Origin of the sequence: Aeromicrobium senzhongii (assembly GCF_014334735.1) — a bacterium.
In the GTDB taxonomy this organism is placed as follows: domain Bacteria; phylum Actinomycetota; class Actinomycetes; order Propionibacteriales; family Nocardioidaceae; genus Aeromicrobium; species Aeromicrobium senzhongii.
In genome coordinates this window covers 2497158-2522764 of the sequence record NZ_CP060587.1, presented here as the reverse complement: position 1 = coordinate 2522764, position 25607 = coordinate 2497158, and the positions used below count along the sequence as shown (strand labels likewise).

26 protein-coding genes are annotated in these 25607 nt (G+C 70.1%); 19 read left to right on the top strand and 7 right to left on the bottom strand.

The window, feature by feature from the left end; genetic code table 11:
* Positions 1 to 74 precede the first annotated feature (74 nt).
* From H9L21_RS12475 to H9L21_RS12455, 5 genes are all read left to right on the top strand, one after another.
* Positions 75 to 980 carry a hypothetical protein gene (locus H9L21_RS12475; protein WP_154596626.1) on the top strand — a complete coding sequence of 302 codons (906 nt, stop codon included), beginning with the start codon at positions 75 to 77 and terminating at the stop codon, positions 978 to 980.
* 26 nt (positions 981 to 1006) lie between these two features.
* The gene (locus H9L21_RS12470) at positions 1007 to 1147 is read left to right on the top strand and encodes a hypothetical protein (protein WP_154596627.1); all 141 of its coding nucleotides are present in this window, start codon (positions 1007 to 1009) and stop codon (positions 1145 to 1147) included.
* Between the two features lie 94 nt (positions 1148 to 1241).
* Positions 1242 to 1418, top strand: coding sequence for a hypothetical protein (locus H9L21_RS12465; RefSeq protein ID WP_154596628.1), 177 nt, complete (start codon positions 1242 to 1244; stop codon positions 1416 to 1418).
* Between the two features lie 54 nt (positions 1419 to 1472).
* Complete coding sequence (locus H9L21_RS12460; RefSeq protein ID WP_154596629.1) at positions 1473 to 1664, top strand: hypothetical protein; 192 nt, start codon at positions 1473 to 1475, stop codon at positions 1662 to 1664.
* A gap of 123 nt (positions 1665 to 1787) precedes the next feature.
* Positions 1788 to 2981: an alpha/beta fold hydrolase gene (locus tag H9L21_RS12455; RefSeq protein ID WP_154596630.1), complete on the top strand. Its 1194-nt coding sequence runs from the start codon at positions 1788 to 1790 to the stop codon at positions 2979 to 2981.
* Between the two features lie 6 nt (positions 2982 to 2987).
* On the opposite strand, the gene H9L21_RS12450 is transcribed toward H9L21_RS12455, so the two are convergent.
* Positions 2988 to 4079, bottom strand: coding sequence for an LCP family protein (locus tag H9L21_RS12450; RefSeq protein ID WP_154596631.1), 1092 nt, complete (start codon positions 4077 to 4079; stop codon positions 2988 to 2990).
* 130 nt (positions 4080 to 4209) lie between these two features.
* On the opposite strand from H9L21_RS12450, the gene H9L21_RS12445 reads away from it, so the two are divergent.
* On the top strand, positions 4210 to 5652 hold the full coding sequence (locus H9L21_RS12445) for an LCP family protein (protein ID WP_154596632.1): 1443 nt from the start codon (positions 4210 to 4212) through the stop codon (positions 5650 to 5652).
* A 75-nt stretch (positions 5653 to 5727) separates the two neighbouring features.
* A complete protein-coding gene (locus tag H9L21_RS12440) occupies positions 5728 to 7173 on the top strand; it encodes an LCP family protein (protein ID WP_154596633.1) in 1446 nt (481 codons plus the stop codon).
* A 10-nt stretch (positions 7174 to 7183) separates the two neighbouring features.
* Here the strand turns inward: H9L21_RS12440 and H9L21_RS12435 are convergent, their stop codons facing one another.
* The 3 genes from H9L21_RS12435 to H9L21_RS12425 all read right to left on the bottom strand — a co-directional run bounded on the left by H9L21_RS12435 (position 7184) and on the right by H9L21_RS12425 (position 9563).
* Positions 7184 to 7960: an ABC transporter ATP-binding protein gene (locus H9L21_RS12435; RefSeq protein WP_154596634.1), complete on the bottom strand. Its 777-nt coding sequence runs from the start codon at positions 7958 to 7960 to the stop codon at positions 7184 to 7186.
* Complete coding sequence (locus H9L21_RS12430; protein WP_154596635.1) at positions 7944 to 8807, bottom strand: ABC transporter permease; 864 nt, start codon at positions 8805 to 8807, stop codon at positions 7944 to 7946. The genes H9L21_RS12435 and H9L21_RS12430 overlap by 17 nt, the downstream gene beginning before the upstream one ends.
* 87 nt (positions 8808 to 8894) lie before the next feature.
* Entirely contained in the window at positions 8895 to 9563 is a 669-nt protein-coding gene (locus tag H9L21_RS12425) for a TIGR03089 family protein (protein WP_187411525.1), read from the bottom strand.
* A 102-nt stretch (positions 9564 to 9665) separates the two neighbouring features.
* Between H9L21_RS12425 and H9L21_RS12420 the strand changes: the two genes are divergently transcribed.
* From H9L21_RS12420 to H9L21_RS12410, 3 genes are read left to right on the top strand one after another with little or no spacing between them, the layout of a single operon-like run.
* Positions 9666 to 9917 carry a WhiB family transcriptional regulator gene (locus tag H9L21_RS12420; protein WP_146828372.1) on the top strand — a complete coding sequence of 84 codons (252 nt, stop codon included), beginning with the start codon at positions 9666 to 9668 and terminating at the stop codon, positions 9915 to 9917.
* Between the two features lie 55 nt (positions 9918 to 9972).
* Positions 9973 to 12783 carry a glycosyltransferase family 2 protein gene (locus H9L21_RS12415; protein WP_154596637.1) on the top strand — a complete coding sequence of 937 codons (2811 nt, stop codon included), beginning with the start codon at positions 9973 to 9975 and terminating at the stop codon, positions 12781 to 12783.
* Positions 12780 to 14102: a DUF5719 family protein gene (locus H9L21_RS12410; RefSeq protein ID WP_154596638.1), complete on the top strand. Its 1323-nt coding sequence runs from the start codon at positions 12780 to 12782 to the stop codon at positions 14100 to 14102. The genes H9L21_RS12415 and H9L21_RS12410 overlap by 4 nt, the downstream gene beginning before the upstream one ends.
* Positions 14103 to 14106: 4 nt before the next feature.
* Here H9L21_RS12410 and H9L21_RS12405 read toward each other — a convergent pair whose 3' ends face one another.
* The gene (locus tag H9L21_RS12405) at positions 14107 to 14559 is read right to left on the bottom strand and encodes a metallopeptidase family protein (RefSeq protein ID WP_154596639.1); all 453 of its coding nucleotides are present in this window, start codon (positions 14557 to 14559) and stop codon (positions 14107 to 14109) included.
* A 48-nt stretch (positions 14560 to 14607) separates the two neighbouring features.
* Here H9L21_RS12405 and H9L21_RS12400 point away from each other — a divergent pair, with 48 nt between their 5' ends.
* From H9L21_RS12400 to ettA, 5 genes are all read left to right on the top strand, one after another.
* Positions 14608 to 14958, top strand: coding sequence for a DUF3499 domain-containing protein (locus H9L21_RS12400; RefSeq protein WP_187411524.1), 351 nt, complete (start codon positions 14608 to 14610; stop codon positions 14956 to 14958).
* The gene (locus H9L21_RS12395; RefSeq protein ID WP_187411523.1) at positions 14955 to 15131 is read left to right on the top strand and encodes a Trm112 family protein; all 177 of its coding nucleotides are present in this window, start codon (positions 14955 to 14957) and stop codon (positions 15129 to 15131) included. Before H9L21_RS12400 ends, H9L21_RS12395 begins: the two co-directional genes overlap by 4 nt.
* 67 nt (positions 15132 to 15198) lie before the next feature.
* Positions 15199 to 16926, top strand: a complete 1728-nt coding sequence (locus H9L21_RS12390; protein WP_154596640.1) for a dynamin family protein — start codon at positions 15199 to 15201, stop codon at positions 16924 to 16926.
* Positions 16923 to 18521, top strand: a complete 1599-nt coding sequence (locus H9L21_RS12385) for a GTPase (RefSeq protein WP_154596641.1) — start codon at positions 16923 to 16925, stop codon at positions 18519 to 18521. Before H9L21_RS12390 ends, H9L21_RS12385 begins: the two co-directional genes overlap by 4 nt.
* 61 nt (positions 18522 to 18582) lie before the next feature.
* On the top strand, positions 18583 to 20265 hold the full coding sequence (gene ettA, locus H9L21_RS12380) for an energy-dependent translational throttle protein EttA (RefSeq protein ID WP_154596642.1): 1683 nt from the start codon (positions 18583 to 18585) through the stop codon (positions 20263 to 20265).
* 79 nt (positions 20266 to 20344) lie between these two features.
* On the opposite strand, the gene H9L21_RS12375 is transcribed toward ettA, so the two are convergent.
* Positions 20345 to 20833 (bottom strand): MarR family winged helix-turn-helix transcriptional regulator, encoded by a 489-nt coding sequence (locus H9L21_RS12375; RefSeq protein ID WP_154596643.1) that lies wholly within the window; start codon positions 20831 to 20833, stop codon positions 20345 to 20347.
* 98 nt (positions 20834 to 20931) lie between these two features.
* On the opposite strand from H9L21_RS12375, the gene H9L21_RS12370 reads away from it, so the two are divergent.
* Positions 20932 to 21468, top strand: coding sequence for a YceI family protein (locus H9L21_RS12370; RefSeq protein WP_154596644.1), 537 nt, complete (start codon positions 20932 to 20934; stop codon positions 21466 to 21468).
* A 74-nt stretch (positions 21469 to 21542) separates the two neighbouring features.
* Here the strand turns inward: H9L21_RS12370 and H9L21_RS12365 are convergent, their stop codons facing one another.
* Positions 21543 to 22148 (bottom strand): TetR/AcrR family transcriptional regulator, encoded by a 606-nt coding sequence (locus H9L21_RS12365; RefSeq protein WP_154596645.1) that lies wholly within the window; start codon positions 22146 to 22148, stop codon positions 21543 to 21545.
* A 96-nt stretch (positions 22149 to 22244) separates the two neighbouring features.
* Here H9L21_RS12365 and H9L21_RS12360 point away from each other — a divergent pair, with 96 nt between their 5' ends.
* The 3 genes from H9L21_RS12360 to H9L21_RS12350 are packed head-to-tail and all read left to right on the top strand — an operon-like array spanning position 22245 to position 25397.
* A complete protein-coding gene (locus H9L21_RS12360) occupies positions 22245 to 23390 on the top strand; it encodes an acyl-CoA dehydrogenase family protein (protein WP_154596646.1) in 1146 nt (381 codons plus the stop codon).
* A 40-nt stretch (positions 23391 to 23430) separates the two neighbouring features.
* Positions 23431 to 24648: an acetyl-CoA C-acetyltransferase gene (locus H9L21_RS12355; RefSeq protein ID WP_154596647.1), complete on the top strand. Its 1218-nt coding sequence runs from the start codon at positions 23431 to 23433 to the stop codon at positions 24646 to 24648.
* Positions 24645 to 25397, top strand: coding sequence for an SDR family oxidoreductase (locus H9L21_RS12350; RefSeq protein ID WP_187411522.1), 753 nt, complete (start codon positions 24645 to 24647; stop codon positions 25395 to 25397). Before H9L21_RS12355 ends, H9L21_RS12350 begins: the two co-directional genes overlap by 4 nt.
* The last annotated feature ends 210 nt before the right edge of the window (positions 25398 to 25607 follow it).

Genomic DNA, 25607 nt, shown 5'->3' with positions numbered 1-25607 from the left:
CGCCATGTCATGCCCAATACCTTGTGCGTCAGCGGAACGCCCAATGCGTTTTGCCTGACTGAATCGGGGGATTCATGCACATCGCCACACGCACCGTCGCCGTCCTGGCGGCGACGGTCGCGCTCACCGCAGCAGCCCTACCCGCCACCCACGCCGACGAACCGGCCGTGACGGTCCGTGACCGTCTGGGGCAGATCGCCCAGGTCGACGAGGCCGTCCCGATCTCGAAGTCACCGACCTCGGCGGTGAAGGCCGGCCGCGTCACGCTCGGCGCCTCCGGGTCGACGGCGATCGCCGTCGACCTGCCGGTCACCCGGACGAAGGCGAAGAAGTCCGACGGCCGCTACGTCCTGCCCGGGCGCGGCGACGCCACGGTCGCGGTCGCACCGACGACCACGGGGACCCAGATCCTCGTCGGCCTCGACTCCGCCGAGGCGCCCACGTCCTATCGGTTCGGGCTGGGATCCACGCCGGGCGTGCGACCCGAGCTCACCCCGGACGGCGGCGTCGACCTGGTCGCCGGCGACGGAACCCTCGCAGCCCAGGTCGAGGCGCCCTGGGCCGTCGACGCCGAAGGACGCCGCGTGCCGACCCGGTACGAGGTGCGCGAGGGTGCCATCACGCAGATCGTCGACCATCGGGCCGGTGAGTTCGCCTACCCGATCGTGGCTGACCCGAAGCTGAAGTTCTGCGACTTCAAGACCGCGGTCTGCGTGAAGTTCAGCAAGAAGGAGACCAAGAAGATCCACAACGCCATGTTCGTCTCGGTCGGCGCGGGGATCAGCACGCTGTGCGGTCAGATCCCCGCCAAGAACCCGGCCGGCATCGCGGTCCGCGCCGTCTGTGCGGCCGCCGTCGCCGCGTACTTCTACAAGCTCCGCGGGGTCTTCAAAAAGGCCAAGAAGCAGGGTAAGTGTGTAGAGCTCAAGTTCCGGATCGTCGCCGTGGCGATCGTCGGAGGGAAGGTCGTCAAGTGTTGAGACGTGAAGGACTGAGCCTGTTAGCCGTGGTCACGGCTTTGGTCCTGGTCACGGTCTTCACGACCGATCGGGATCCGGACGATTGGTTGTTCGCCGGCTACTTCATCGCGGCGTACCTGGTGTTCGCCGGATTGCAGTGGCTGTGGACATCCACTCGCCAGCGATGAGGCGTAGAGCGCAGGATCATGAGCGACGCACGAGCTCCGAAGGTCGACTTCGAAGGTGCGTTCCCAGCGAGGTCGTCGGAGAGAAGGTCGTCACATGCTGAGCCGTATCGAGATCGTGTCCCATGTCGTGGTGCTGGCGGTGCTGGTGGCCTTCGTCCTGATCTTCACCGACCGCAGCATCTTCGCCTGGACCCTGGCCGGGGCGTGTTTCGTGGGTGTCCTGGCGGGGGACCTGCTGATCCGGGCCGTCAGGGCGCGAACACGACGCTGAATCGGTCCTCGTGACGTTGCTGACCGAGGTCGTCGCCGAGAGGAGCATCTACTGATGAAGACGCCACAAGCGGTGATGTTCGGGCTGGCCATGTTCTGGTTCGGCCTCCAGCGGGGCGCCGAGTCACCCGGTACCGCCGTCAGTGATCTGCTCCAGGTCGGGGCCGCGGTCATCTTCACTGCTGTCGTGTGGGAGCTGGTGGCGCGCGTCCTGCGGTGGCGACGACCGACGGGAGCGCAGCAGTGAGGCCCACCGCCGGGGACCAGCACGGAACTCGTGACCGCGCGTCACGGCGGGTCGGTGCCGCCTCCACGGCACCGACCCGCCGATGGCGCGTCCGGGCGGGAGCCGCACCCGTAGCATGACGGCGTGATCCGACGACTCGCCGCTCTCGCCCTGAGCGCCGTGATGCTCCTGTCCGTGGCCGCCTGCACCCAGGACGAGGAGTCGCCGAAGCGCACGAGCGCTCCCGTCGGCACCGGCTTCTACCGTCCCCCGTCCGATCTCGGCGACTACAGCCACGGCGACCTCATCTGGTCACGGAAGCTCGAGGGCGGCATGGGACTGGCGAACGCCGACGTGAGCCTGGTGCTCTACGCCCAGCAGGGCGTCGCCGGCGACACGGTCGCGACCTCGGGATTCGTCGCCACGCCGCAGGGCGCGGCGCCGAAGGGCGGTTGGCCCGTCGTCACCTGGGCCCACGGCACGACGGGCATGGCCGACCAGTGCGCGCCGACACGTGGTCAGATCTCGACCGCGATGCCCGGAGCCAACACCACGGTCACCCGATTGCAGCGCTGGATCGACTCGGGCCACGTCGTCGTCGGCACCGACTACGAGGGCCTCGGGACCCCGGGGGACCACCCCTACCTGATCGGATCGTCCCAGGGTCGGGCCGTGCTCGACATCGTCCGGGCCGCCCGTCAGCTCGACGACGAGGTGAGCGAGCGCGTCCTGGTGGCCGGTCACTCCCAGGGCGGTCACGCGGCGCTGTGGGCCAGCTCGATGGCCCCGCACTACGCCCGCGAGCTCGAGATCGTCGGCACCGTCGCCTTCGCCCCGCCGTCGCACATGTCGCTGGCGGCCCAGGCCGCGCTCACGGGTGAGGTCAACGTCCCCGCGGCGTTCGTCGCGATGATCCTGCGCGGACTCGAGATCGCGTACCCGGGCCAGATCCCGGTCGACCGGCTCCTCAACGCCAAGGGCCGCGAGCTCTATCCCCAGGTCAGCGAGTTGTGCCTGCTCGAGCTGTTCGGGACGAGCGAGTTCGGGCTGTCGCCGATGTCGAAGTTCGCCGCCAAGAAGGCCGATCCTGAGCTGGTGCGCGGCAAGCTCGACGCCAACGATCCGAGCTTCCCGACGATCCGGGGACCGATCCTGATCGTCCAGGGCACCGCCGACGACATCGTGCCGCTCGTGCTGACGGACTCCCTCGCGAAGGCGTACCGCGGGCGCGACCTGGATCTGACCTACCGGAAGTACCGCGGCGCCGGCCACAGCGACGTGCTGGACCGGTCGACGAAGCAGGTCGAGGCCTTCACGGCCGACGCGTTCGCGGGCTGAGCGGACTCAGTCGCGCATCCCGTCCTCGGTGCACAGGTCACCGAGCTGGTCTGTGGTGCCGTTCTTGAGGTGGCCGAAGTACTTCAGGGCGCGCTCACGGTCCCACTGCACCGACAGGTCGGCGATGGGGACGGTGCAGCTGCGGCCGTCGCCTCCGACCGCGCGGGCCAGCTTCCACCCGAAGCGGGCGAACGAGAACATCGAGACGTCGTCGCCCACGGCGAGCGACTCGGCCACCGTCGTGGCCACGCGCGAGTAGGTGAACGGGTTGAGCACGGTGCTCGGTGAGAGCGCGGCCTTGCCGATCGCGCCGATGACCTCGCGCTGGTGCTGGCCGCGCGCGATGTCGCCGGTGCCGAACGCCTTGCGCGAGCGCGAATACGCCAGCGCCGTCTTGCCGTCGACCTCTTGGCAGCCCTTCTTGATGTTGAGCCGGGCGTCCTTGTCCTTGATGTTCTGGTCGGGGCAGATCTCGATCCCGCCGAGCGCGTCGACGACGTCACGCAGGCCGACGAAGCCGATCTCGGCGTAGCCGTCGATGCGCACGCCCGTGGCCCCCTCCATGGTCTCGACCAGCAGGGGAGCGCCGCCGAACGCGTAGGCGGCGTTGACCTTCGTGCGCCCGTGTCCGGGGATGTTGACCTGGGAGTCGCGGGGGATCGAGGTCAGCACGGACGGGCCGTCGCCGCCGTACGTCAGCATGAGGATCGTGTCGGTGCGGCCGCGTGAGCGGTCCTTCGGACGCTTGTCCGTGCCGACGATCAACCAGGTCGTGGCCTTGTCCTCCGGGCGCTCGCCCTCGGGGGTCGCGTCGACCTTCGTGATCTTGGACCACGCGACGATCGGCACGATCAGCAGGAAGGCCAGCCAGAGCACCAGGACGAGCCACAGCAGGCGCCACCGGCCGCGGGGCTTGCGCTGCTTCGGCTCCCGGGGATCCTTCGAGCGCTTCGGGCGCGAGCCCTTGGAGCCCGGCGGCGGCAGGTTCGGCGGCGGCACGTCGGAGCCCGCTGCAGCCGGACGCGGACGGTGACGACCGGATTCGTCCTCGTACAACCAGTCGTATCCGTCGCCGTCCGTGGGACCTGAGGGGGACATGGGGTGAACGTACCGCGTGACGGCAACAGGAGATTCCCACGGCCGCCCCTCGGCGCGTCCTCCCGTCGATCGGGGGAGCGCGCTCGATACTGAGAAAACCTACGGACCCTTCCCCACCGTGAGGACAGCAATGCTCCATGACCGCTCGGGCGCGTTGGGCGGCACCTACGCCGACCCGACCAGCGCCACTGCCCGGATCCAGTTCCGGCGCGCACTCACTCTTGCCGCGATGACCTTCGTGATGCCGGGCTCGGCCCAGCTGGTCCAGGGCAACAAGCGCGTCGGTCGGATCGCGATCCGGGTCTGGCTGGCCCTGCTGGCCCTCACCGTGGTCTTCGCCCTGATCTCGCTGACGGACCGTCAGTTCCTCTTCGGCCTGGCCACCAACGCGAGCCTGCTGACCCTGGGTCGCTGGCTCCTGCTCGCCCTGGCCCTCGGCTGGATCGCGCTGATCGTCGACGCCTGGCGGCTCGGGCGCCCGCGCGAGCTGGCCCGTCCGCACCTGGCCATCTCGACCGTCCTGCACGGCGCCCTCGTCGCCGGCACCGCGGCCGTGCTGTTCTTCGCCTCGCACACCATGGGCGTCATGAACGGCTTCACCGACACCGTCTTCGCGTCCAGCACGGTGTCCAAGCCGCACGACGGCCGCTACAACGTGCTCCTCATGGGCACCGACTCGGGCAAGGACCGCTCGGGCATGCGCCCCGACTCGATCAACGTCGCCAGCATCGACGCCGAGACCGGCAAGGCGGTCATCATCGGCCTGCCCCGCAACCTCGAGAACGTCCCCTTCCCGAAGGGTTCGGTGATGCGCAAGCAGTTCCCGAACGGGTTCGACTGCGACGGCTGCTACCTCAACGCGGTCAACACGTGGGCCAACGACCACGCCGACCTGTTCCAGTCGAAGGAGCCCGGCATCGACGCCACGATGGGTGCCGTCGAGCAGATCACCGGGCTGAAGTTGAACTACTACGCCCTGGTGAACATGAAGGGCTTCTCCAAGCTCATCGACGCCGTCGGCGGCGTGAAGATCCACGTGCGTGAGCGCACGGCCATCGGCGGCATCGGCTCGCCGATCCGCGGGTACATCGAGGCCGGCCACCAGAATCTCTCGGGCGACAAGGCCCTCTGGTACGCCCGGTCCCGCGTCGAGAACGACGACTGGTCGCGCATGGGACGCCAGAAGTGCGTGATGAACGCGATGGTGCGCCAGCTCAACCCGCAGAAGGTCATCATGAACATGCAGGACATCGCCAACTCCAGCTCGGCGATGTTGCACACGAGCATTCCGCGCCAGGACCTCAACGTCTTCATGGATCTGGCCCTGAAGACGAAGTCCCAGCCGATCGCCTCGGTGTCGCTGGTGCCCCCGGTGATCTACACGGGCAACCCCGACTACGACAAGGTCCGACGCCTCGTGTCCGACGCGGTGGGCTCGTCGCAGCACAACGCCGAGCTGCAGAAGGCGGCGCTCGTCACCGCCTCCCTGCCGACGATCGAGGTCGCGGCGGAGGCGAAGAAGAAGGACCCGCGCAAGGCCAACCGCAGTGCCAACCTCGACGAGTCCTGCTGACCTGCCCCGACCGTTCCACCGCTGGGGACCCCACGGTTTAATGGAGCGTCATTCGCAGTCGAGGGGAGTCGTGCCGTGAGCGCTCTCGGGGCACGGCCCACCCGGGTCGCCCAGAAGGGTGGACTGGGTCGCGCCCTCGTCCTGATCCTGGGCACGGTCGTCTGGCCGGGCGTCGCGCAGTTCCTCGCCGGTGCCCGCCGCCTGGGTGCGGCCGTCATGGTCGCGTGGGTCGCCGTGCTCCTCGCAGTCACGGTGACGTGGTTCCGCTTCCGTCCCGATCGCATGCAGGTCATCGACTGGCTGACCGACCCGTCCGTCCTGCAGGTCGCCCGCATCACCGGGTTGGTCGTGTCGGTGCTGTGGATGCTGTTGTTCATCGACGCGTGGCGGCTGGCCCTGGTCCGCAGCCTGGGCTGGTGGCGGCTGGGCGTCATCTCGGTCGTCAACATCACCGTCGTCGCGCTCGCGACGTCGACCACCTTCCTGGGCTGGAACACCGTCACGGCCTCCAAGGACGTCGTGGAGCAGGTCTTCAGCGAGACCGAGGTGAAGTCCCCGCTGAAGGGCCGGTACAACATCCTGCTGCTCGGCGCCGACTCCGGCTCCGACCGGTTCGGTCTGCGGCCGGACGCCCTCAACGTGGTCAGCATCGACGCCACGACCGGCGTGCCCGTCATGGTGTCGTTGCCGCGCAACCTGCAGAACGTCCCGTTCCCCGAGGACTCCCCGATGCGCGCGGTCTACCCGTACGGGTACAACTGCGGCTCGGAGTGCCTGCTCAACGCGGTGCACACCGCTGCGGCGAACCGCACGGACCTGTATCCCGACAGCAAGGACCCCGGTCTGGACGCCACGATCGACGCCGTCGAGGGCGTCACCGGGCTCAAGATCAACTACCACGTCCTGGTGAACATGCAGGGCTTCTCGAGTCTCGTCGACGCCGTGGGCGGCGTCGAGATGGAGATCACCGAGCCGATCGCCAAGTTCGGCAAGGACGACGCCTGGAAGCAGGTCTACATCCAGCCGGGCAAGCGCAAGCTCAACGGCAAGGACGCCCTCTGGTACGGCCGCAGCCGCGTGCAGTCCGACGACTACACGCGCATGGGCCGTCAGAAGTGCCTCATGCAGGCCATGCTCCAGCAGTTGAGCCCCGAGCAGGTGGTGCTCAACGCCGGGAAGATCGCCACGAGCTCGGCCGAGATGCTGAGCACGAACATCCCCGCCTCCGAGCTGGGTGCGTTCGGTGACCTGGCGCTGAAGGCCAAGGACAAGAAGATCGCGACCCTGTCGGTCGTCCCGCCGGACTACTCGACGGTGACGCCGAACTTCGAGCAGATCCGCGCCGACGTGGCCAAGCTGGTCGCCAAGAGCGAGCGTCAGCAGAAGAAGAGCACGCAGAAGAAGCCCGCGAAGACCGCGCCCACGACGGCGGCACCGACCACGCAGGCGCCGGGCGCGACCGAGCCGACGGAGTCGCCGAAGGCCGCGAACAACACGGACGACCTCGCGGCCAGCTGCTGAGCAGCAGGGGTCAGCGGGACTCTTCGTAGGCGGCGATGACCTCGTCGGGATCGCCGTCCATGATCAGCTCGCCCTTCTCGATCCAGATCACCCGGTTGCAGGTGTCCCGGATGGACTGCATCGAGTGGCTGACGAGGAAGACCGTGCCGGCGTTGTCGCGGATCTCGCGGATCCGCTGCTCGCTGCGCTTGCGGAACTTGCGGTCGCCCACCGCCAGCGCCTCGTCGACGATGAGGATCTCGTGGTTGCGGATCGTGGCGATCGCGAACTTCAGTCGCGCGGTCATGCCAGACGAGTACGTCCGCATGGGCAGGTCGATGAAGGGGCGGATGCCGGCGAAGTCGACGATCTCGTCGTAGCGCTCCTCGATCTCGGCCTTGGAGAAGCCGAGCGCGAGACCGCCCAGGATGACGTTGCGCTGGCCCGACAGGGGCTTGATGAGGGCCGCGCCGACACCGAGCATGCTGGGGCGCGAGCTGGCGTAGATGGCCCCGCGGCTGGAGGGCGTCAGGCCCGTGATGGCGCGCATCAGCGTCGACTTGCCCGAGCCGTTGGACCCGATGATGCCGATGCTGTCGTTCTCGTAGGCCGTGAAGGTGATGCCCTTCAGGGCGTGCACGGTGCGGGTGCGCTTGGCGCGACGCAGCAGGCCGCCGCGGTCGGCCTCGGTGGCGCGCTTGCCCGTGGCGAAGACCTTGTACTCGACGTGCAGGTCCTGCACGACCACGACCGGACGGCGGCCGTCCGGAGTGAGCCGGGACTCGGTGGGCTCAGTCGACACGGCCATAACGCTCCTCGGCAGCCCAGAAGAAGATGGTTCCGATGACGACCAGCGCGATCGACCAGACCGCGATGATCGGCCAGAACTGCATCCGCACGTCGTACAGCGGATCGGAGTCCAGCAGCAGCTCGCGCGAGAGGCTCAAGAAGGCGTAGATCGGCTGGTACTGGACGGCCTCGAGCAGTCCGGGGGAGTCCTCGAACCGGATGTCGAAGCTGAAGAAGATGCCGGTCGTGTAGAAGAAGAACCGCGTGATGAACGGCAGCAGGTTCGACAGGTCCGGCAGGTGCACCGTGAGGCGGGCGGTGATGAACGCGACGCCCAGGCAGAACAGGAAGTACAGGGCGATCAGCGGCACCATCAGCAGCCAGCTGAGTGTCGGGCGGTGGCCCAGGATCACCAGGAAGACGAACAGGAGCAGGACCGTCGGCAGCAGTTGCAGGAACTTCTGCACCACGACGGAGATCGGCAGGGACATCCGCGGGAACGCCAAGCTCTGCACGAGGGCCTGGTTGGCCGTGATCGACTTCGAGCCGCTGCCCATGCATGCCGAGAAGAACTCGAACATGAAGACGCCGATGATCAGGAACGGCACGAAGTCGGGGACCGACTTGGTGCTGGCCATGAGGATGCCGAACACGATGCCGAAGACGGCGGCGTTGAGGATCGGCTTGAGAACGATCCAGAGCATGCCCAGGCGCTGGCGCTGGTTCTCGGCCTCGATCCGGAACTTGGCCAGGGAGACGATGAAGTCCTTGCGCTGCGCGACGCCCCGCAGATATTCCAGCAGCGGGGGTCGGCCGCCCACCCGGGTCAGGCCGTAGGCCTGCGGGTCGTCGACCGTTGGGGTCATGCGTCGTTCCTGTCGTGAGGTGTCGCGGGCACCGGCACACAGCCGAGATGCCCCGTCGAGTCTAGGGCACCACTCATCACGAGTGCCTCAACGTCCCCGCTCGTCGACGGTGGCGCGTTCCTGCTCCGCGATGCGCTCGAGGTCGTCGGGTCCGGCCCCGGCGACGATGACGAGAGAACCCCCGCCCGCCAGGGCTGCGGCGAGGTCGGCCGCGTCGTCGGCCAGGGGCTGCGGCTCGCGCACGACCCGGCCGGTCAGGCGCGGTCCCGAGAGCAGCTCGGCGTGGGTGACGGTGCGTCCGTCGAGGTCGATCGCGACGTCGTCCGGAGTCGGGGGATCGAGGTCGATGAAGACGTCCGGGCTGGCCGGGACGTGGATCGCGGTGTCGAGGAAGCCGGCCGGCTCCTGGGGGAAGCGGCCCCCCAGCGGCCGCAGCGACGCGGCCAGCCGCACGGGCTCGTCGGCCTCGAGCTCGGGGCCCGACAGGCCGATGTCCGCCCCGTGGTCGGTGACGACCGCGCCGACCCGCCACGCGCCGAGCAGCCACACGGCACGCAACCAGTGGCTCGGCAGACCGATGCGCACGCGGGTGCCGCGTTCGGCGTCGAGCTCGTCCACGAGCAGGTTCGCGACCTTGGCGACCCAGTTGGCCAGGGTCACCCCGCTCAGCTCGACCCGCTCGCCGGTGGAGACGTCGTAGTAGGTCACCACGGGGGCGGGGGAGGGGGTCAGAATGGTCGCGAGAGTGGTGGTCACCGGGTCGACGCTAGCGTTCGACCGAAGTGCGACACGCCGAGGATTCCCTGACATTTGCTATTCGGCTTGACGTTTGGCAGGCAGACGTCTGTAATTACAGACATGTCATTAGTCGGTTGGATCGAGGGCGACGACCCCGAGCTCATGTGGCAGGAGCGCGCGCTGTGCGCTCAAACCGACCCCGAGTCGTTCTTCCCCGAGAAGGGTGGCTCCACACGCGAGGCCAAGCGTGTGTGCCTGAGTTGCGACGTCAAGGGTGAGTGCCTCGAGTACGCCCTGGCCCACGACGAGCGCTTCGGCATCTGGGGCGGACTGTCCGAGCGCGAGCGTCGCAAGCTCAAGAAGCGCGCCTGATCACGCGATTTCGTTGACCCCGGGCGGTTCGTCGCAACCGCCTAAGGTGGCGAGCATGCACGACGACGCAGATCAGGACGCTCCGGTCGCCGCCTGGCGATCGCGGCCTCCCACCGTCCTCGCCGTGCTGGTGGCCCACCGCGGATCGCGGTGGCTGCCCCAGACTCTGGCCGCTCTCGACCGCCTGAACCACCGTCCCGACCACCTCGTGCTGGTCCACGACGACACCGATCCGGCCACCCGCGACCTGCTGAACGCCCACACGGGCGCATCGCGTGTCGTGAAGGCGCCGGCTCGCAGCGGCTTCGGCGCCCAGGTGGCCGTGGCCCTCGAGTCCGAGACCGAGGCCTACGACTGGATCTGGCTCCTGCACGACGACCAGATCTGTGACCCCGACGCGCTCTCCGGGCTGCTCGACGAGGCGACCGCGGACCCCGGCATCGGTGTCGTCGGGCCCAAGGTCCGCGAGTGGCCGTCGTTGCGCCGTCTGCTCGAGGTCGGCCTCACGGTCACGGGCACTGGCCAGCGCGAGACGATGCTGGAGTCCGGTGAGCCCGATGCCGGCCAGCACGACCGCCCGCGCGACGTCCTGGCCGTCGGCTCGGCCGGCATGCTCGTGCGGCGCGACGTGTGGGAGCGCCTCGGCGGCACCGATCCGCGGCTGCCGTTGTTCTTCGACGACATCGACTTCGGTTGGCGGGCGAACCGCGCCGGCTACCGCGTGCGGACCGCGCCCACCTCGATCGTGTTCCACGCCGAGGCCAGCAGCAACCGTCGACGGGTCCGGCGCAAGGGCGTCCCCGAGAAGGCCGGCGAGCGCCGTGCCGCCGCGCTGTACACGATGCTCGCCAACAGCGACCCGCTGAAGTTCCCCCTGACCTCCATCCGGCTGTTCCTGGGGTCGCTGGTGCGGTTCGTCGGCTTCATCATCGGCAAGGACCTGCGCTCGGCGCGCGGTGAGATCGCGGCGATGGTCACGGTCTTCGCCAATCCCGGTCCGATGATCTCCGCCCGCCGCCGGCGCCGGCCCCTGGTGCGGCGCAGCAACCGCGAGCTCTCGGACCTCTTCGCGCCGTTCTGGATGCCGTACCAACACGGACTGGACGTCGCCGCCACGACCTTCCAGGCGGTCGTGCGACCCGAGTCCGTCGAGTCGCTCGGGCTTCGCTCGATCGGCGTGGGCGACGAGGACGAGGAGGATCCCGTCGTCGTCGACCGGCCGACGTGGTGGCGCCGGTGGCCGTGGCTGACGTGGGTGCTGGTCCTGTTCGCCGGCTCGGTCGTGGCGGCTCGATCCGTCGCGACCGGCAACCTGTTCAGCCCTGTGCTGCCTGCGTCGCCCGATTCGGTCCGGGCGTGGTGGGGACTGATCTTCGAGCGCTCGCACGCGGTGGGCCTGGGCAGCGCCGACGGCGCTCCGGCCTACGTCCTGCCGCTCGCCGTCGTGGGCCTGGTCGTGTGGTTCGCGCCGGGCATCATCGCCGGGATCCTGACCGTCCTGGCCGTCCCGTTCGCGGCGCTCACCGCGCACCGCTTCGGACGGCTCGTCAGCGACGACCGCGCCGTGCGCATGACCTGGGCCGCCTCCTACGGCCTCATGGTCGCGGTCACCGGAGCCGTCGCCGGCGGCCGGTTGGGCACGGTCGTGGCCCTCGTCGTCGCGCCGCTGTTCGCGAACGTGCTCCTGCGGCTGGTCCTCGAGCCGCAGTGGACGCGTGCCGTCCTGGTCGGGGTCTGGATCGCGCTGGTCGCGGCCTTCGCGCCGGTCGCCTGGGCGCTGGGCATGATCGCCCTGGCCGTGTGCGCCGTGCTGGTGCGCCCCGCGGCGCGGTACCTCGCGGCCAGCGCCGCGGTCGGCACGGCCCTGCTGGGGCCGTGGCTGTTCGACCGGGTCTTCACGGGACGGATCTGGTGGGAGGCCGGCAACCCCGTCGACGCCCCGGCCACCGCGTGGGACGTCGTCACCGGCACAGGCGGAGGCGCCGGCTCGGGCCCGTGGTGGATCGCGCTCCCGCTGATCGTGCTGGCCATCGCCGCGCTCGTCCCGTCAGCGACCCGGCGCGCGGTGACCGCCGCCTGGATCGTCGCCCTCGTCGGACTGGCGGCGGGCCTGCTCGCCTCGATCTCGACGTTCGTGCCCTACCCGGGCGCTCCGGCGGTGCGCGCGTGGTCCGGCCTCGGTGCCGGTGTCTGGATGGGTGGCCTGCTGACGGCCGTGCTGTTCGCCTGGCCCGTCCTGCGCACCCGGCGCTACCGGTCGTGGCGCCGCCCCGCGATCGCGCTGCTGGCCGCGTTCCCGATCCTGGCCGGAGGGTGGCTCGTGGTGCGCGGCATCGCCGACCCGCTCGAGTCCGGTGACGCGCGGGTCGTCCCGGCGTTCCTGGCTGCGCGGCCGGGCACCACCGTCGTCCTGACCGGCGACTCCGAGTCGGGCATCGTCGCGGACGCCGTCGTCGGTCCCGGTCCGTACCTCGGGGCCGAGGCCCTGCGCACGACCGCCGACCGCGAGAAGCGACTGCACGACACCATCGAGTCCCTCGTGACGACGCCCACCCGCGACGACGTCGACCAGCTCGCCCGACTCGGCGTCGACAGCCTGTACGCCCCGGACGTCGACCTGGATCTCGCGCGCCGCATCGACGCGGCGCCGGGACTGGCGCAGAAGGGCAGCGACTCGCCGGACTCGCGGGTCTGGTCGGTCACGTCCGACGTGAAGGCCGAACCGGCCCCGCGTGCGGGCGCCGCTCGCCCGTGGCTCGCGGGCGCCTGGATGCTGGCCTGGGTCGCCGCGGTGGTCGCGGCGCTGCCCGTGCGCCGGAACCAGGCGCCGGAGCCGGAACCGGAACCGGACGAGGAGGACGCATGAGCGGCCGCATTCCCGTTCGCCTGGTGCTCCCGCTGATCGCACTCGTGCTCGTCGGGGCCGTGTCCTTCGTCCCCGAGCCCGATCCTCCGGTCGTGGCCGGTGGCAGCAGCCGCGTCGACGTCCGCCAGACGGTCTGGGCGTGTCAGGTCGCTCCCGGGTGGACCGTGGCCGCGGGCCAGGTCTCACCCGGCACCGAGGCGGCCGCCCGGCCGATCCCGCCGGAGGCCGCCGCCGACCCGGTCTGGGCCCAGGCCGATCGCTGGCGCACGGCCGAGCCAGGTGGCGAGGCCTTCGTGCTCGAGCAGTCCGGGGCGGGCTCGGGGTCGGTCGGCTACGTCGCCGGCACCTCCTCGGGCGACGCCGTCCTCGGCTCCTGCCCCCCGGTCGTGGACGAGGCGTGGTTCGTGGGTCTCGGCGACACCGGCCGTTCCGAGGCCACGGTGACGCTCATCAACCTCGGCGAGAACCGGGCCGTCGCCGACCTCACGTGGTGGGGTGCGGACGGACCGATCCAGTCCCTCGACACCTCGGGCCTCGTGGTCGAGCCCGGTGAGCGGCGCGAGATCTCCGTCGACGACGTGGCCGCCGGGGAGGGCGCGGTCGCCGCGCACGTCTCGCGGCGACGCGGGTCCTTGACGGCGGTCGCCCTCGACGCCGGGCGTGCGGGCGCCGACCTGGTCTCCCCGGCCAGCGGTGCCGCGAGGTCCCAGGTCCTCGCGGGGATCCCGCGCGGCGGCACCACACGCGTCGAGCTGGCCAACCCCGGCACGTCGACGGCGCACGTCACGGTCGCCGTGCGGGGTCCCCAGGGCTCGTTCGCGGCGCAGGGCCTCGAGGACGTCTCGGTCGAGCCCGAGTCCACCCGGGTCGTGACGGTGCCCGGTGCGGTCGACCTCGACCAGGCGTCACTGGCGGTCACGTCCGACCTGCCCGTCGTGGCGTCGGCGACGGTCGAGACCGACGACGACATCGCCCGGGTCGCCCCGGCGCCCCCGATCACCGGTCCTGCCGTCGTCCCCGTCCGGATGGACGGGCGCGCGGTCCGCCTCGTGCTCACGGCCGAGGAGCCCGCCGAGGTCGTCGTCGAGTCCTTCTCGGCGTCGATGGAGTCGCTGGGCGAGCGCCGGGTGAGCCTCGAGGCGGGTGCCTCCACCACGGTCGGCGCTCCGGAAGGCAAGCCGGCGTACCTGCTCGTCACGCCGGTGGACGGCGCCGAGATCAGGGCCGGCCTCTGGCAGGTCGACGGCGAGCGGATCGCCGCTGCGACGGTGCATCAGGCGCCGGTGTCGGTGGTCGCCCCGGGCGTCTCGGTGCGCTGAGCCGTCAGTCGCGGGGGTCGAGGTCCTCGGGGTCGTGGTGCCACACCTCGGCGAGCCGGGTGAGCAGCACGGTCCAGACCGCGTCCTCGACGTCGGCGGCCGAGCGCGCCCGGCCGATGATGGGCAGCCGGTAGAGCACGATCCGGTAGCCGCCAGGAGCCGGGTTCACGATGCTGCGGGGGACCGGCTCGTCCCAGCCGTACGGCAGCAGCGGCGCCTCCTCGATCGCGACCTCGACGTGGTCGGGCTCGCGCGCGAAGTGGCGGTCCAGCCGGGTGAGGATCTCGGCGACGAGCTCGTCGAAGGCCTCGCGAGGAGTCCGGTGGATGGGAGCGCCGTGCGGCGTCAGCGGCCCGGGCAGCGAGAACACGCCGCGTGGCCCGCGTCCGCGCCGGTCCCGGGCGGCACCGGGTCGGGGGCCGTGCACGGGGACTCGGGGTCCGGGTTCGCTGGCCACGCGGTGAGCCTACTGCGGTCGGCTGGGGCCGGGGGTTAACCTCGCCTCGTGGGACTGCAACGTCGATGCTCGCGCGCAGGCTGCCCGAACTCCGCGGTGGCCACCTTGACGTACGTGTACGCCGATTCGACCGCCGTGCTGGGGCCGTTGGCCACCTATGCCGAGCCGCACGCCTACGACCTGTGCTCGCGGCACGCCGAGCGACTCTCGGCCCCGCAGGGCTGGAGCGTCGTGCGACTCGCGCCCCAGTTCACCGAGCCGGAGCCGACCCACGACGACCTCGTCGCCCTGGCCGAGGCCGTGCGCGAGGCAGGCCGGCCGACCACCGAGGTCCCCGCGGACGACCACGGCCCCGTGTTGCGTCTGGTGCGCGACGACTCGGCTACGGTGGTCCCGTGAACCTCGATCCAGCCCTCGTCGAGATCCTGGTGTGCCCGCAGTGCCGCTCCGGCCTGTTCGTGGACGTCGACGCCGACGAGCTCGTGTGCAACGGCTGCGCTCTCGCGTACCCGGTCCGCCGCGACATTCCGGTGATGCTGGTCGACGAGGCGCGTCCGCTCAACAACACCTGAAACATCCGCCACGGGTGTTTGGCGCGTCCGGCCGTTCTGTCTGCTCTACGATGGTGAGAGATCTGAGATGACAGAGCCGACCGCCATTCCCCCGCGCGAGGCCGTGGTCGAGGACGGTTTGCTCCAAGGCCTCTCGGGCCTTGCTGCCGCTGTCGTGGCCACGCCCTTGGTGCTTGAGGTCCCCGGAGTCGAACGGGACCGCGCTCTGCAGCGCGAAGTCGCCGAGCAGCTGGGCGACTACGTCGTCCCCCGGCTCGAGAACATCGGCGCCCCGTTGCTCGTCGTCGTGGGCGGTTCCACCGGTGCCGGCAAGTCCACGCTCGTCAACTCGATCGTCGGCCGTCGCGTCACCGCCACCGGCGTCCTGCGGCCCACGACGCGCACGCCGGTGCTCGTGCACCACCCCGCCGACACCGAGTGGTTCCGGTCCGGCCGGATCCTGCCCGAGGTCGCCCGCACCGGCTCCAACAGCCGTCGGGCCAACACGATCCGCCAGGTCGCCTGCTCGACCCTGTGGCCCGGCGTCGCGGTGCTCGACGCCCCCGACTTCGACTCGATCGACGAGACCAACCGCGAGATGGCCGAGCAGCTGCTCGGTGCGGCCGACCTGTGGCTGTTCGTCACCTCGGCCGCGCGGTACGCCGACCAGGTCCCGTGGGACTACCTGCGCCGGGCCGCCGATCGCGACGCCTCGATCGCCGTCGTCCTGGACCGCACGTCCGACGACGCCCTGGTCGAGGTGCGCCGTCACCTCGCGCGGATGCTCAGCGAGCACGACCTGGCCGACGTCGCCCTGTTCTCCGTCCCCGAGTCGACTCCCGACTCCGAGGGCGTGCTGCCCGCCGGCGACGTGGCGCAGGTCGTCACGTGGCTGCGCATGTTGGCCGACGACGAGGCACAGCGACGCGCGATCGTCCTCAAGACGCTCCAGGGCGCGATCCTGCACGACATCGAGGCGTCCCGGCGCCTGGAGGGGGCGCTGGCCCGCCAGGTCGACGCCGCCGAGCAGCTGCGCAAGGACGTCGAGTCGGTCTACGTCGGCGCGCACCGCGACCTGATGACCGCCGCGACCGACGGCACGATGCTGCGCGGCGAGGTGCTGGCCCGGTGGCAGGACTTCGTGGGCTCCGGCGAGATCTTCCGCAAGCTGGAGCGCACCGTCGGCTCCTGGCGCGACCGTCTGTTCAAGCGCAGGCCCACCAGCCCCGACGAGGTCGAGGAGGCCGCGCTCTCGGGACTGCACCTGATGATCCTCGACCGCGCCGAGCGCGCCGCGGAAGAGGCGGCGCGGGCCTGGGACGGCTCCGAGCCCGGTCGCGTGCTGCTGGACCGCCAGCGCGGCCTCGATCGTGCGTCCCGCGACGTGCGGGTGCGGGCCGAGCGCATCGCCCGCGAGTGGCGCGAGGCCGTGTTCGAGCTCGTGGCCGAGCAGGGTGCCGACAAGAAGAGCAAGGCGCGCGCCCTGTCGCTGGGCGTCAACGCCGCGGGCGTCAGCCTGATGGTGGTCGTCTTCGCCGGCACCGCGGGGCTCACCGGTGCCGAGGTGGGCATCGCGGGCGGCACCGCGGCCGCGGGCCAGGCGGTGCTCAACGCGGTCTTCGGCGACCAGGCGGTCCGGAGCCTGGCCGAGCAGGCCGGTCGGGATCTGTCGCGCCGCTTGGAGGACCTCTTCGAGTCCGAGGCCGACCGGTACCTGGCCCTGCTGCCCGACCCGAACAGGCTGGAGACCGCCCAGTGGCAGCTCCAGGCGGCGATCGGCGCCGTCGACAAACCCCGAGGAAGGCGGAGCCGATGAGCGCACTCGACGAACGCGTCAACGCCTTGCGCTCGGCCATCGAGGCCGCGGGCGACGTGCTCGACCCCGCCGTCGCCGGTCCCGCCGAGGCGACGTTCGCGCACGCCAAGGAACGACTCGAGCTGTCGGCCGAGCACACCGTGGTCGCGCTGGTCGGATCCACCGGCTCGGGCAAGTCCTCGCTGTTCAACCGCCTCAGCGGGCTCGAGCTGGCCGAGGTCGGCTACCTGCGCCCCACCACGTCCACGCCGCTGGCCTGTGCCTGGGGTCCGGCCGGCGCGACCGAGCTGCTCGACTGGATCGGGGTGGCTCGCCGTGACCAGATCGCCCGGCGCAGCATCCTCGACGCGCCCCGCGACGACGCCTTCGAGGGCCTCGTCCTGCTGGACCTGCCCGACCACGACTCGGTCGTGCAGGAGAACCACGACGTCGTCGACCACGTCGCGCGCTACGCCGATCTCTTCGTGTGGGTGCTCGACCCCCAGAAGTACGCCGACGCGGCGATCCACGAGCACTACCTGGCGCCTCTGGCGACGCACAAGGACGCTTCGCTGGTCGTCCTGAACCAGGCCGACCGACTCAGCGACACGGACCTGAAGATCGCGGTCGACGACCTCGAGCAGATCCTGGAGCGCGAGGGCTTCGGCGGGGTGCCCGTCATCGCGACCAGCGCGGTCACGGGTGCGGGCCTGCCCGAGCTGCGTGCCGAGATCGGTCGGCGCATCAGCTCCAAGCGGGCGTCGCAGGCCCGTCTCGTGGCCGACGTGCGCCAGGTGGCCCAGCGGCTCGCGGAGGTCGGGGGAGTCGAGCCGGTCCCCGGTCTCGACCGCCCCACGCGTGACGCCCTCGTCGAGACGTTCGTCGCCTGCGCCGGGGTGCCCCAGATCGCCGACGCGGTCGAGGACTCGATGGCCCGCCGTGCCGTCGTGGCCACCGACTGGCCGCTCATCGGCTGGGTCGGCCGGCTGCGGCACGACCCGCTGCGCGAGCTGGGCTTCGGCCGTTCCGCGCGCGACGCGGTCGCCGGCACCATGCCGATCTCGCCGTCCGTGCAGCGCGCCCGTGCCGACCTCGCCCTGCGCGAGGCGACCGAGGCCGCGACCGAGGGCATGTCGCGACCCTGGCGAGCCTCCGTGATCCACGCCGTCGTGGGCGAGGAGACCCGCGCGGTGATCGACGAGCTCGACGAGGCCGTCGCCGGCGTCGACCTGGGCCTGAAGCACCGTCCGTTGTGGTGGACCGCTGTCGCGGCCCTGCAGTGGCTGACCATGATCGCCGTGGTGGTCGGCGGCGCCTGGTGCGCCGCGTCGGTCTTCGGCCTCGTGGACCCGGATCCGTGGTCGGGCGCGCCCCGTCCGCTGGGCATGAGCCTGCCGCTCATGGCCGTCGCCCTCGGGCTGCTGTTCGCGATCGCCCTGACGCTGGTGTCGCGCTGGCTGGGGGGCGTTGCGGCCCGCCGGGCGGGCGCGCGGGCCGAGAAGGCCCTCACCGAGGCGATCAACCGCACCACCGAGCGGATCGTGGTGGCGCGACTGCGCCACGAGATCGACCGCTACGAGCGCTGGTGCAGCGGCTTGGCCACCGCCGTCCGCTGACGCGTGTCCGCGCCTGCCGGTCGGTCGTCCTTGCCACGCTCTGGCTAGGCTGGTGGGCATCATGGCTGACTACGTCCTCTCTCTGCGCAACGTCCGCAAGGCCCACGGCGACAAGGTCGTCCTCGACGACGTCTCCCTCTCGTTCCTGCACGGGGCGAAGATCGGCGTCGTCGGTCCCAACGGCATGGGCAAGTCGACCTTGCTCAAGCTGATGGCCGGCCTCGACCAGCCCAACAACGGCGACATCGTCCGCGACCCCGACGCCTCCGTCGGCATGCTCCAGCAGGAGCCGCCGCTGACCGAGGGCAAGACGGTCCTCGAGAACGTCGAGGAGGCCGTCTCCGACATCAAGGGCAAGATGAAGCGCCTCGAGGAGGCGTATGCCGAGATGGGCGAGCCGGACGCCGACTACGACGCCCTCATGGCCGAGACCGGCGACCTGCAGACCTACCTGGACAACACGAACGCTTGGGACGTCGACAGCCGCCTCGAGCAGGCCATGGACGCCCTGCGCTGCCCGCCGTCGGACGCGCTGGTCGACAACCTCTCCGGTGGTGAGCGTCGCCGCGTCGCGCTGTGCAAGCTGTTGCTGCAGCAGCCCGACCTGCTGCTGCTCGACGAGCCCACCAACCACCTGGACGCCGAGAGCGTGCAGTGGCTCGAGGGCCACCTCAAGAGCTACCCCGGCGCCGTCCTGGCCGTGACCCACGACCGGTACTTCCTCGACAACGTCGCCGAGTGGATCGCCGAGGTCGACCGTGGCCAGATCCACGGCTACGAGGGCAACTACTCGACCTACCTCGAGACCAAGAAGGACCGTCTCAAGATCGAGGGACAGAAGGACGCCAAGCGCGCCAAGATGCTCGAGCGCGAGCTCGAGTGGGTCCGCTCCAACGCCAAGGGCCGCCAGACCAAGAGCAAGTCGCGTCTGGCCCGCTACGAGGAGCTCGCCGCCGAGGCCGAGAAGGCCCGCAAGATCGACACCACCGACATCAACATCCCGGCCGGCCCGCGCCTGGGCGACGTCGTCCTCGACGCCAAGCACCTGACCAAGGGCTTCGAGGACCGTGTGCTGTGGGACGACATCAACTTCTCGCTGCCGCGCGCCGGCATCGTGGGCGTCGTCGGTCCCAACGGCGTCGGCAAGACCACGCTGTTCCGCATGATCACCGGCAACGAGGAGCCCGACTCCGGCGAGCTCGAGGTCGGCAAGACGGTCAAGATCAGCTACGTCGACCAGAACCGCGCGAACATCGACCCGAACAAGAACGTCTGGGAGGTCGTCTCCGAGGGACTCGACTTCATCAAGGTCGCCAACTTCGAGATGAACAGCCGCGCCTACGTGGCCTCGTTCGGCTTCAAGGGCTCGGACCAGCAGAAGAAGGCCGGCGTGCTGTCCGGTGGTGAGCGCAACCGCCTGAACCTGGCGCTGACGCTGAAGCAGGGCGGCAACATGCTGCTGCTCGATGAGCCCACCAACGACCTGGACGTCGAGACGCTGTCCTCGCTCGAGGACGCGCTGCTGGACTTCCCCGGCTGCGCCGTGGTCACCTCGCACGATCGCTGGTTCCTGGACCGCATCGCCACGCACATCCTGGCGTGGGAGGGCACCGAGGAGAAGCCGGGCCAGTGGTTCTGGTTCGAGGGCAACTTCGCGTCCTACGAGGCCAACAAGATCGAGCGCCTCGGCGAGGAGGCGGCCCGTCCGCACCGCGTCACGCACCGCCGCCTGACCCGCGACTGAGGTCCCGCCCGTCCCGAGATTTGCTCCCATTTCCACCTTTCAGCCGTGCTGAAAGGTGGAAATGGGAGCATTTCTCGTTCTAGAAGCGGCGGCCGCCGATCGACTCCTGGACGGCCTCCATGACGCGCCGGAGGGCGGCGAGGTCCTCGGGTGAGGCGAGGTCGACGAGGTACTCGCGCACGCCGCGCACGTGGGTGTGGGCGGCGGTGGCCAGCAGCTCGAATCCCTTGTCGGTCAGGACGGCGGTGACGCCGCGGCCGTCGGTGTCGCACTGGACGCGGGTGACGATGCCGTCCCGCTCGAGCCGGCCGATGGTGTGCGTGATGCGGCTGCGCGAGTGCGACAGGGCCGCGGCCAGGTCCGCCATCCGGATCGACCGGTCCGGCGCCTCGGACAGCCGGACCAGGATCTCGTACTCCGACATCGACAGGCCGTGCTCGCTGCGCAGGTCGCGGTCCAGTCGGTCCATCAGGACCGTCGATCCGCCCAGGAAGGCACGCCACGACCGCTGTTGCTCCTCATCGAGCCACCGGGTGTCGTTCACGGAGGCGATGGGCAGATCACTCATGCGAACTAGTTTACATGTTCAACGACTTGATTGAAAGTTCAATCATGCTGTACCGTCCAACATGTTGAACGATCAACCACAGACTTCAGGAGAACAGCATGAGCGGCATCACCACCGGCACCTGGCAGCTTGACCCGACGCACACCGAGATCGGCTTCACGGTGCGTCACCTGATGAGCAAGGTGCGTGGCAAGTTCGAGAAGTTCGAGGGCACGATCGTCACCGCCGAGGACATCACCGCCTCGACCGCGACCGCGACGATCGACCTGTCGTCGATCAACACCGGCACCGCCGACCGCGACAACCACCTGCGCTCGGGCGACTTCTTCAACGTCGAGTCCAGCCCGACGATGACGTTCGTCTCGACCGGCGTCGTGCGCAAGGACGACACCGAGTTCGTCGTCACCGGCGACCTGACCATCAAGGACGTCACCAAGCCGATCGAGCTCGTCGTCGAGTTCCTCGGCGAGGGCAAGGACCCGTGGGGCGGCACCCGCATCGGCGTCGAGGCCAAGGGCCAGATCAGCCGCAAGGACTGGGGCATCGACTTCAACATCCCGCTCGAGGGCGACAAGTTCATGATCGGCGACAAGATCACGCTGGTCATCAACGCCGAGGCCGTGCTGCAGGCCTGACCTGCCACCGCCCGTCGGGGCTCGCGACATCTCCTCCCGGGTGTCGCGGGCCCTTTCGTCGTCTCCGGGCCGGCTCAGGCGGCGGCGCCGACGATGCGGACGGCGAGCTCGCCGTGCAGGGCCGCGATGTCCTCGGGGGTCGTGGTGCCGCCGGGGTGGTACCAGCGCACCAGGTCGATGCTGAGGGAGAGCAGGGCCAACGACGTGCCCTTGGTGTCCGAGACCGTCATGACGCCGGCCTCGACCCCGGCCTCGAGCGCGTCGCGCATGAGCGCCTCGATGGCGCGGCGGTACTCGGCGATCTCGGCCCGGTGCTCGGGGGTGAGGGCGTCGAACTCGTACTGCACGATGCGGCCGACCCGGCTGTTGACCGCATGCCAGCGGCTGAACTCCTCGACCATCGTGCGCACCCGGACGACGGGGTCCTGCGAGCGGCGCGAGGCCTCTTCGATGATCTCGACCGCGGACCGGTGCCCGCGCCGGGAGATCTCGAACAGCAGGTCCTCCTTGGTGGCGTGGTGCACGTAGACGGCGGCCGGGCTCATGCCCGCGCGCGAGGCGATGTCGCGCGTCGTGGTGCCGGCGAAGCCGGAGGTGGCGAACGCCTCGACCGCTGCGGCGAGGAGCCGTTCGCGCGTGGAGGCGGAACGATCGCGGCCGTTCGCCGAGTCGGTGCTCATGGTGGACAGCATGACGCAGGACTGTCACACTAAGCAAGCGCTTAGTCATTCCGGGTGGCCGCCGATGCGCCACCGATCCCCCCGCGAGAGGACCGCATGGACCGCACGATCTACTCCGCCGACCACGAGGACTTCCGCGCGTCCTGCGCCGCCTTCCTCGACAAGCACGCGCGCCCCTTCTCCGAGGAGTTCGTCTCGGCGAAGGCGTTCCCGCGCGAGTTCTGGACGGCCGCCGGCGCCGAGGGCTTCCTCGGCCTCGAGATCCCTGAGGAGTTCGGTGGCGCGGGGGCGGGGGACTTCCGCTTCAACGCCGTCCTGGCCGAGGAGCTCAGCAAGATCACCGCAGCGCTCGCGTCGTGCGTCGGCATCCACACCGACATCGCGACGCCGTACATCGTCGACCTCGGCACCCAGGAGCAGAAGGAGCGCTGGCTGCCGGGCTGCGCCGATGGAACGATCCTCACCGCGATCGGCATGACCGAGCCCAGCGGCGGGTCCGACCTCGCCGCGCTGCGCACCACCGCCGTGCGTGACGGTGACCAGTGGGTCATCAACGGCTCCAAGACCTTCATCACCAACGGGTTCTCTGCCGACCTGGTCCTGACGGCCGTGCGCACGTCGCCCGAGAAGGGCGCGAAGGGCATCACGCTCTTCGCGATCGAGGCGACCGACGAGGGCTTCAGCCGCGGCCGCAAGCTCGACAAGGTCGGCCAGGAGGAGTCCGACACCGCCGAGCTGTTCTTCGAGAACGTCCGCGTCGGCGACGACCGCGTGATCGGCGAGGTCGACCGGGGCTTCATCTACATGATGGAGCGCCTGCCGCAGGAGCGGCTGTCGTGCGCGGTCTCGAACGTGGCGCACGCCAAGCAGATCCTGCTCGAGACGATCCAGTACTGCCACGACCGCAAGGCGTTCGGCCAGTCGATCGGCTCGCTGCAGCACAACAAGTTCCTGCTCGCCGAGCTCGTGACGCAGATCGAGGTCGCCGAGGCGTACGTCGACGCCGCCGTCGCGGCGCACGCGCAGCGCACCCTGACCTCCACCGACGCCGCGAAGGCCAAGTGGTGGAGCTCGCAGGTGCAGAACGAGGTGCTCGACCACTGCGTCCAGCTGCACGGCGGCTACGGATTCATGAACGAGTACCGCGTGGCCCGCGCCTGGCGCGACGCCCGCGTGACCAAGATCTGGGCCGGCTCGAACGAGATCATGAAGGAACTCATCGGCCGCGACCTGGGCTTCTGAGCGAAGCCCTCCGACACACCCCGAGGAAAGGCAAGAACCCATGCCCGAAGCAGTCATCGTCTCCACCGCCCGCTCGCCGATCGGCCGCGCGGGCAAGGGGTCGCTCAAGGACATGCGTCCGGACGACCTGACCGTCCAGATGATCGAGGCCGCCCTGGCCAAGGTGCCGGGCCTCGATCGCCGCGACATCACCGACCTGCACTTGGGCGTGGGCCAGCCCGCCGGTGAGGGCGGACACAACCTGGCGCGCGCCGTGGCCGTGCTGGCCGGCATGGACCACCTGCCCGGCGTCACCGTGAACCGCTACTGCTCGTCGTCGCTGCAGACCACGCGCATGGCGTTCCACGCCATCAAGGCCGGCGAGGGCGACGCGTTCATCTCCGCCGGCGTCGAGACCGTCAGCCGGTTCGGCAACGGCTTCGCCGACCTCCCGGGCACCGAGAACCCGGCCTTCGCCGAGGCGATCGCCCGCACCGCCAAGCGCGCCGAGGGCGGCGCCGACACGTGGACCGATCCGCGTGAGAGCGGCAGCCTGCCGGACCTGTACATCGCGATGGGCCAGACGGCCGAGAACGTCGCGCAGTACCTGGGCATGAGCCGCCGTGAGCAGGACGAATTCGCCGTCCGCAGCCAGAACCTCGTCGAGCAGCGCATCGAGGAGGGCTTCTGGGCCAAGGACATCACCCCGGTGACGCTGCCCGACGGCACGACCGTCACCAAGGACGACGGCCCGCGCGCCGGCACCACGCTGGAGGCCGTCAGCGGCCTCAAGCCGGTCTTCCGTCCCGACGGCACCGTCACGGCCGGCAACGCCTGCCCCCTCAATGACGGCGCGGCCGCCGTGGTGATCATGAGCGACACGAAGGCCAAGGAGCTCGGCCTGACGCCGCTCGCGCGCATCGTCTCGACGGCCGTCACCGGCCTGTCGCCCGAGATCATGGGCCTCGGCCCGGTCGAGGCGATCCCGGCCGCGCTCAAGAACGCGGGCATGGGCATCGACGACATCGACCTGTACGAGATCAACGAGGCGTTCGCCGTCCAGGCGTGGGGCTCGGCCAAGCAGCTCGGCATCCCGCTGGACAAGCTCAACGTCAACGGCGGCGCCATCGCGGTGGGCCACCCGTTCGGCATGACCGGCGCGCGCATCACGTCCACGCTGATCAACTCGCTGCAGTGGCACGACAAGCAGTTCGGTGTCGAGTCCATGTGCGTCGGTGGCGGCATGGGCATGGCGATGGTCCTGGAGCGCCTCTCGTGACGCAGCGTTTCGCCGGCAAGGTCGCCATCGTCACGGGCGCGTCGCGCGGCATCGGCCTCGGTGTCGCGCAGCGCCTCGTGGCCGACGGTGCCAAGGTCGTCATCACGGCTCGCAAGACCGAGGCCCTCGAGGCCGCAGTGGCCGAGCTCGGCCCCGACAACGCCGCCTACGTGGCGGGTGCGGCCGACGACGTCGACCACCAGGACGAGACGATCGCCAAGGCCGTCGAGCAGTTCGGCGGACTGGACTTCCTGGTCAACAACACCGGCATCAACCCCACGTACGGGCCGATGATCGAGATGGACCTGACCGCGGGTCGCAAGATCTTCGAGGTCAACGTGCTCGGTGCGGTCTCGTGGGCGCAGAAGGCCTACCGCGCGTCGCTGAAGGACAACGGTGGCGCGATCGTCAACATCGCCTCGGTCGCCGGACTCAAGCCGGCGCCCGGCATCGGCATGTACGGGGCGTCCAAGTCCGCGGTCATCCACGTGACGCAGGAGCTCTCGCTGGAGCTGGCGCCGAACGTGCGCGTGAACGCGGTGGCGCCCGCGGTCGTCAAGACCCGGTTCGCCGGTGCGCTGTACGAGGGCCGCGAGGAGGAGGTCGCCTCGGCCTACCCGCTGAAGCGGCTCGGCCTGCCCGAGGACATCGCGGGCGTCGTGACGTTCCTGCTGTCCGAGGATGCGGCGTGGGTGACGGGCCAGTGCCTGGCGATCGACGGCGGTCTGACGCTGACCGGCGGCGTCTGACTGACACGTACTCGACGGGCCCCGGGACGATGTCCCGGGGCCCGTTGTCGTGTCTTTTGCTGAATCCTGCGCGAAAGCCACTTTCTACGGCGCTCTGAGGGATAAGTTGTCCCCATAGTGTGGGTAACCATGTGTGTAACACACGGTTACGAACTCCACCAGCCACACGGGCCTCACCGGGCCCGATCGCACCATGCCGTGTGACATAGA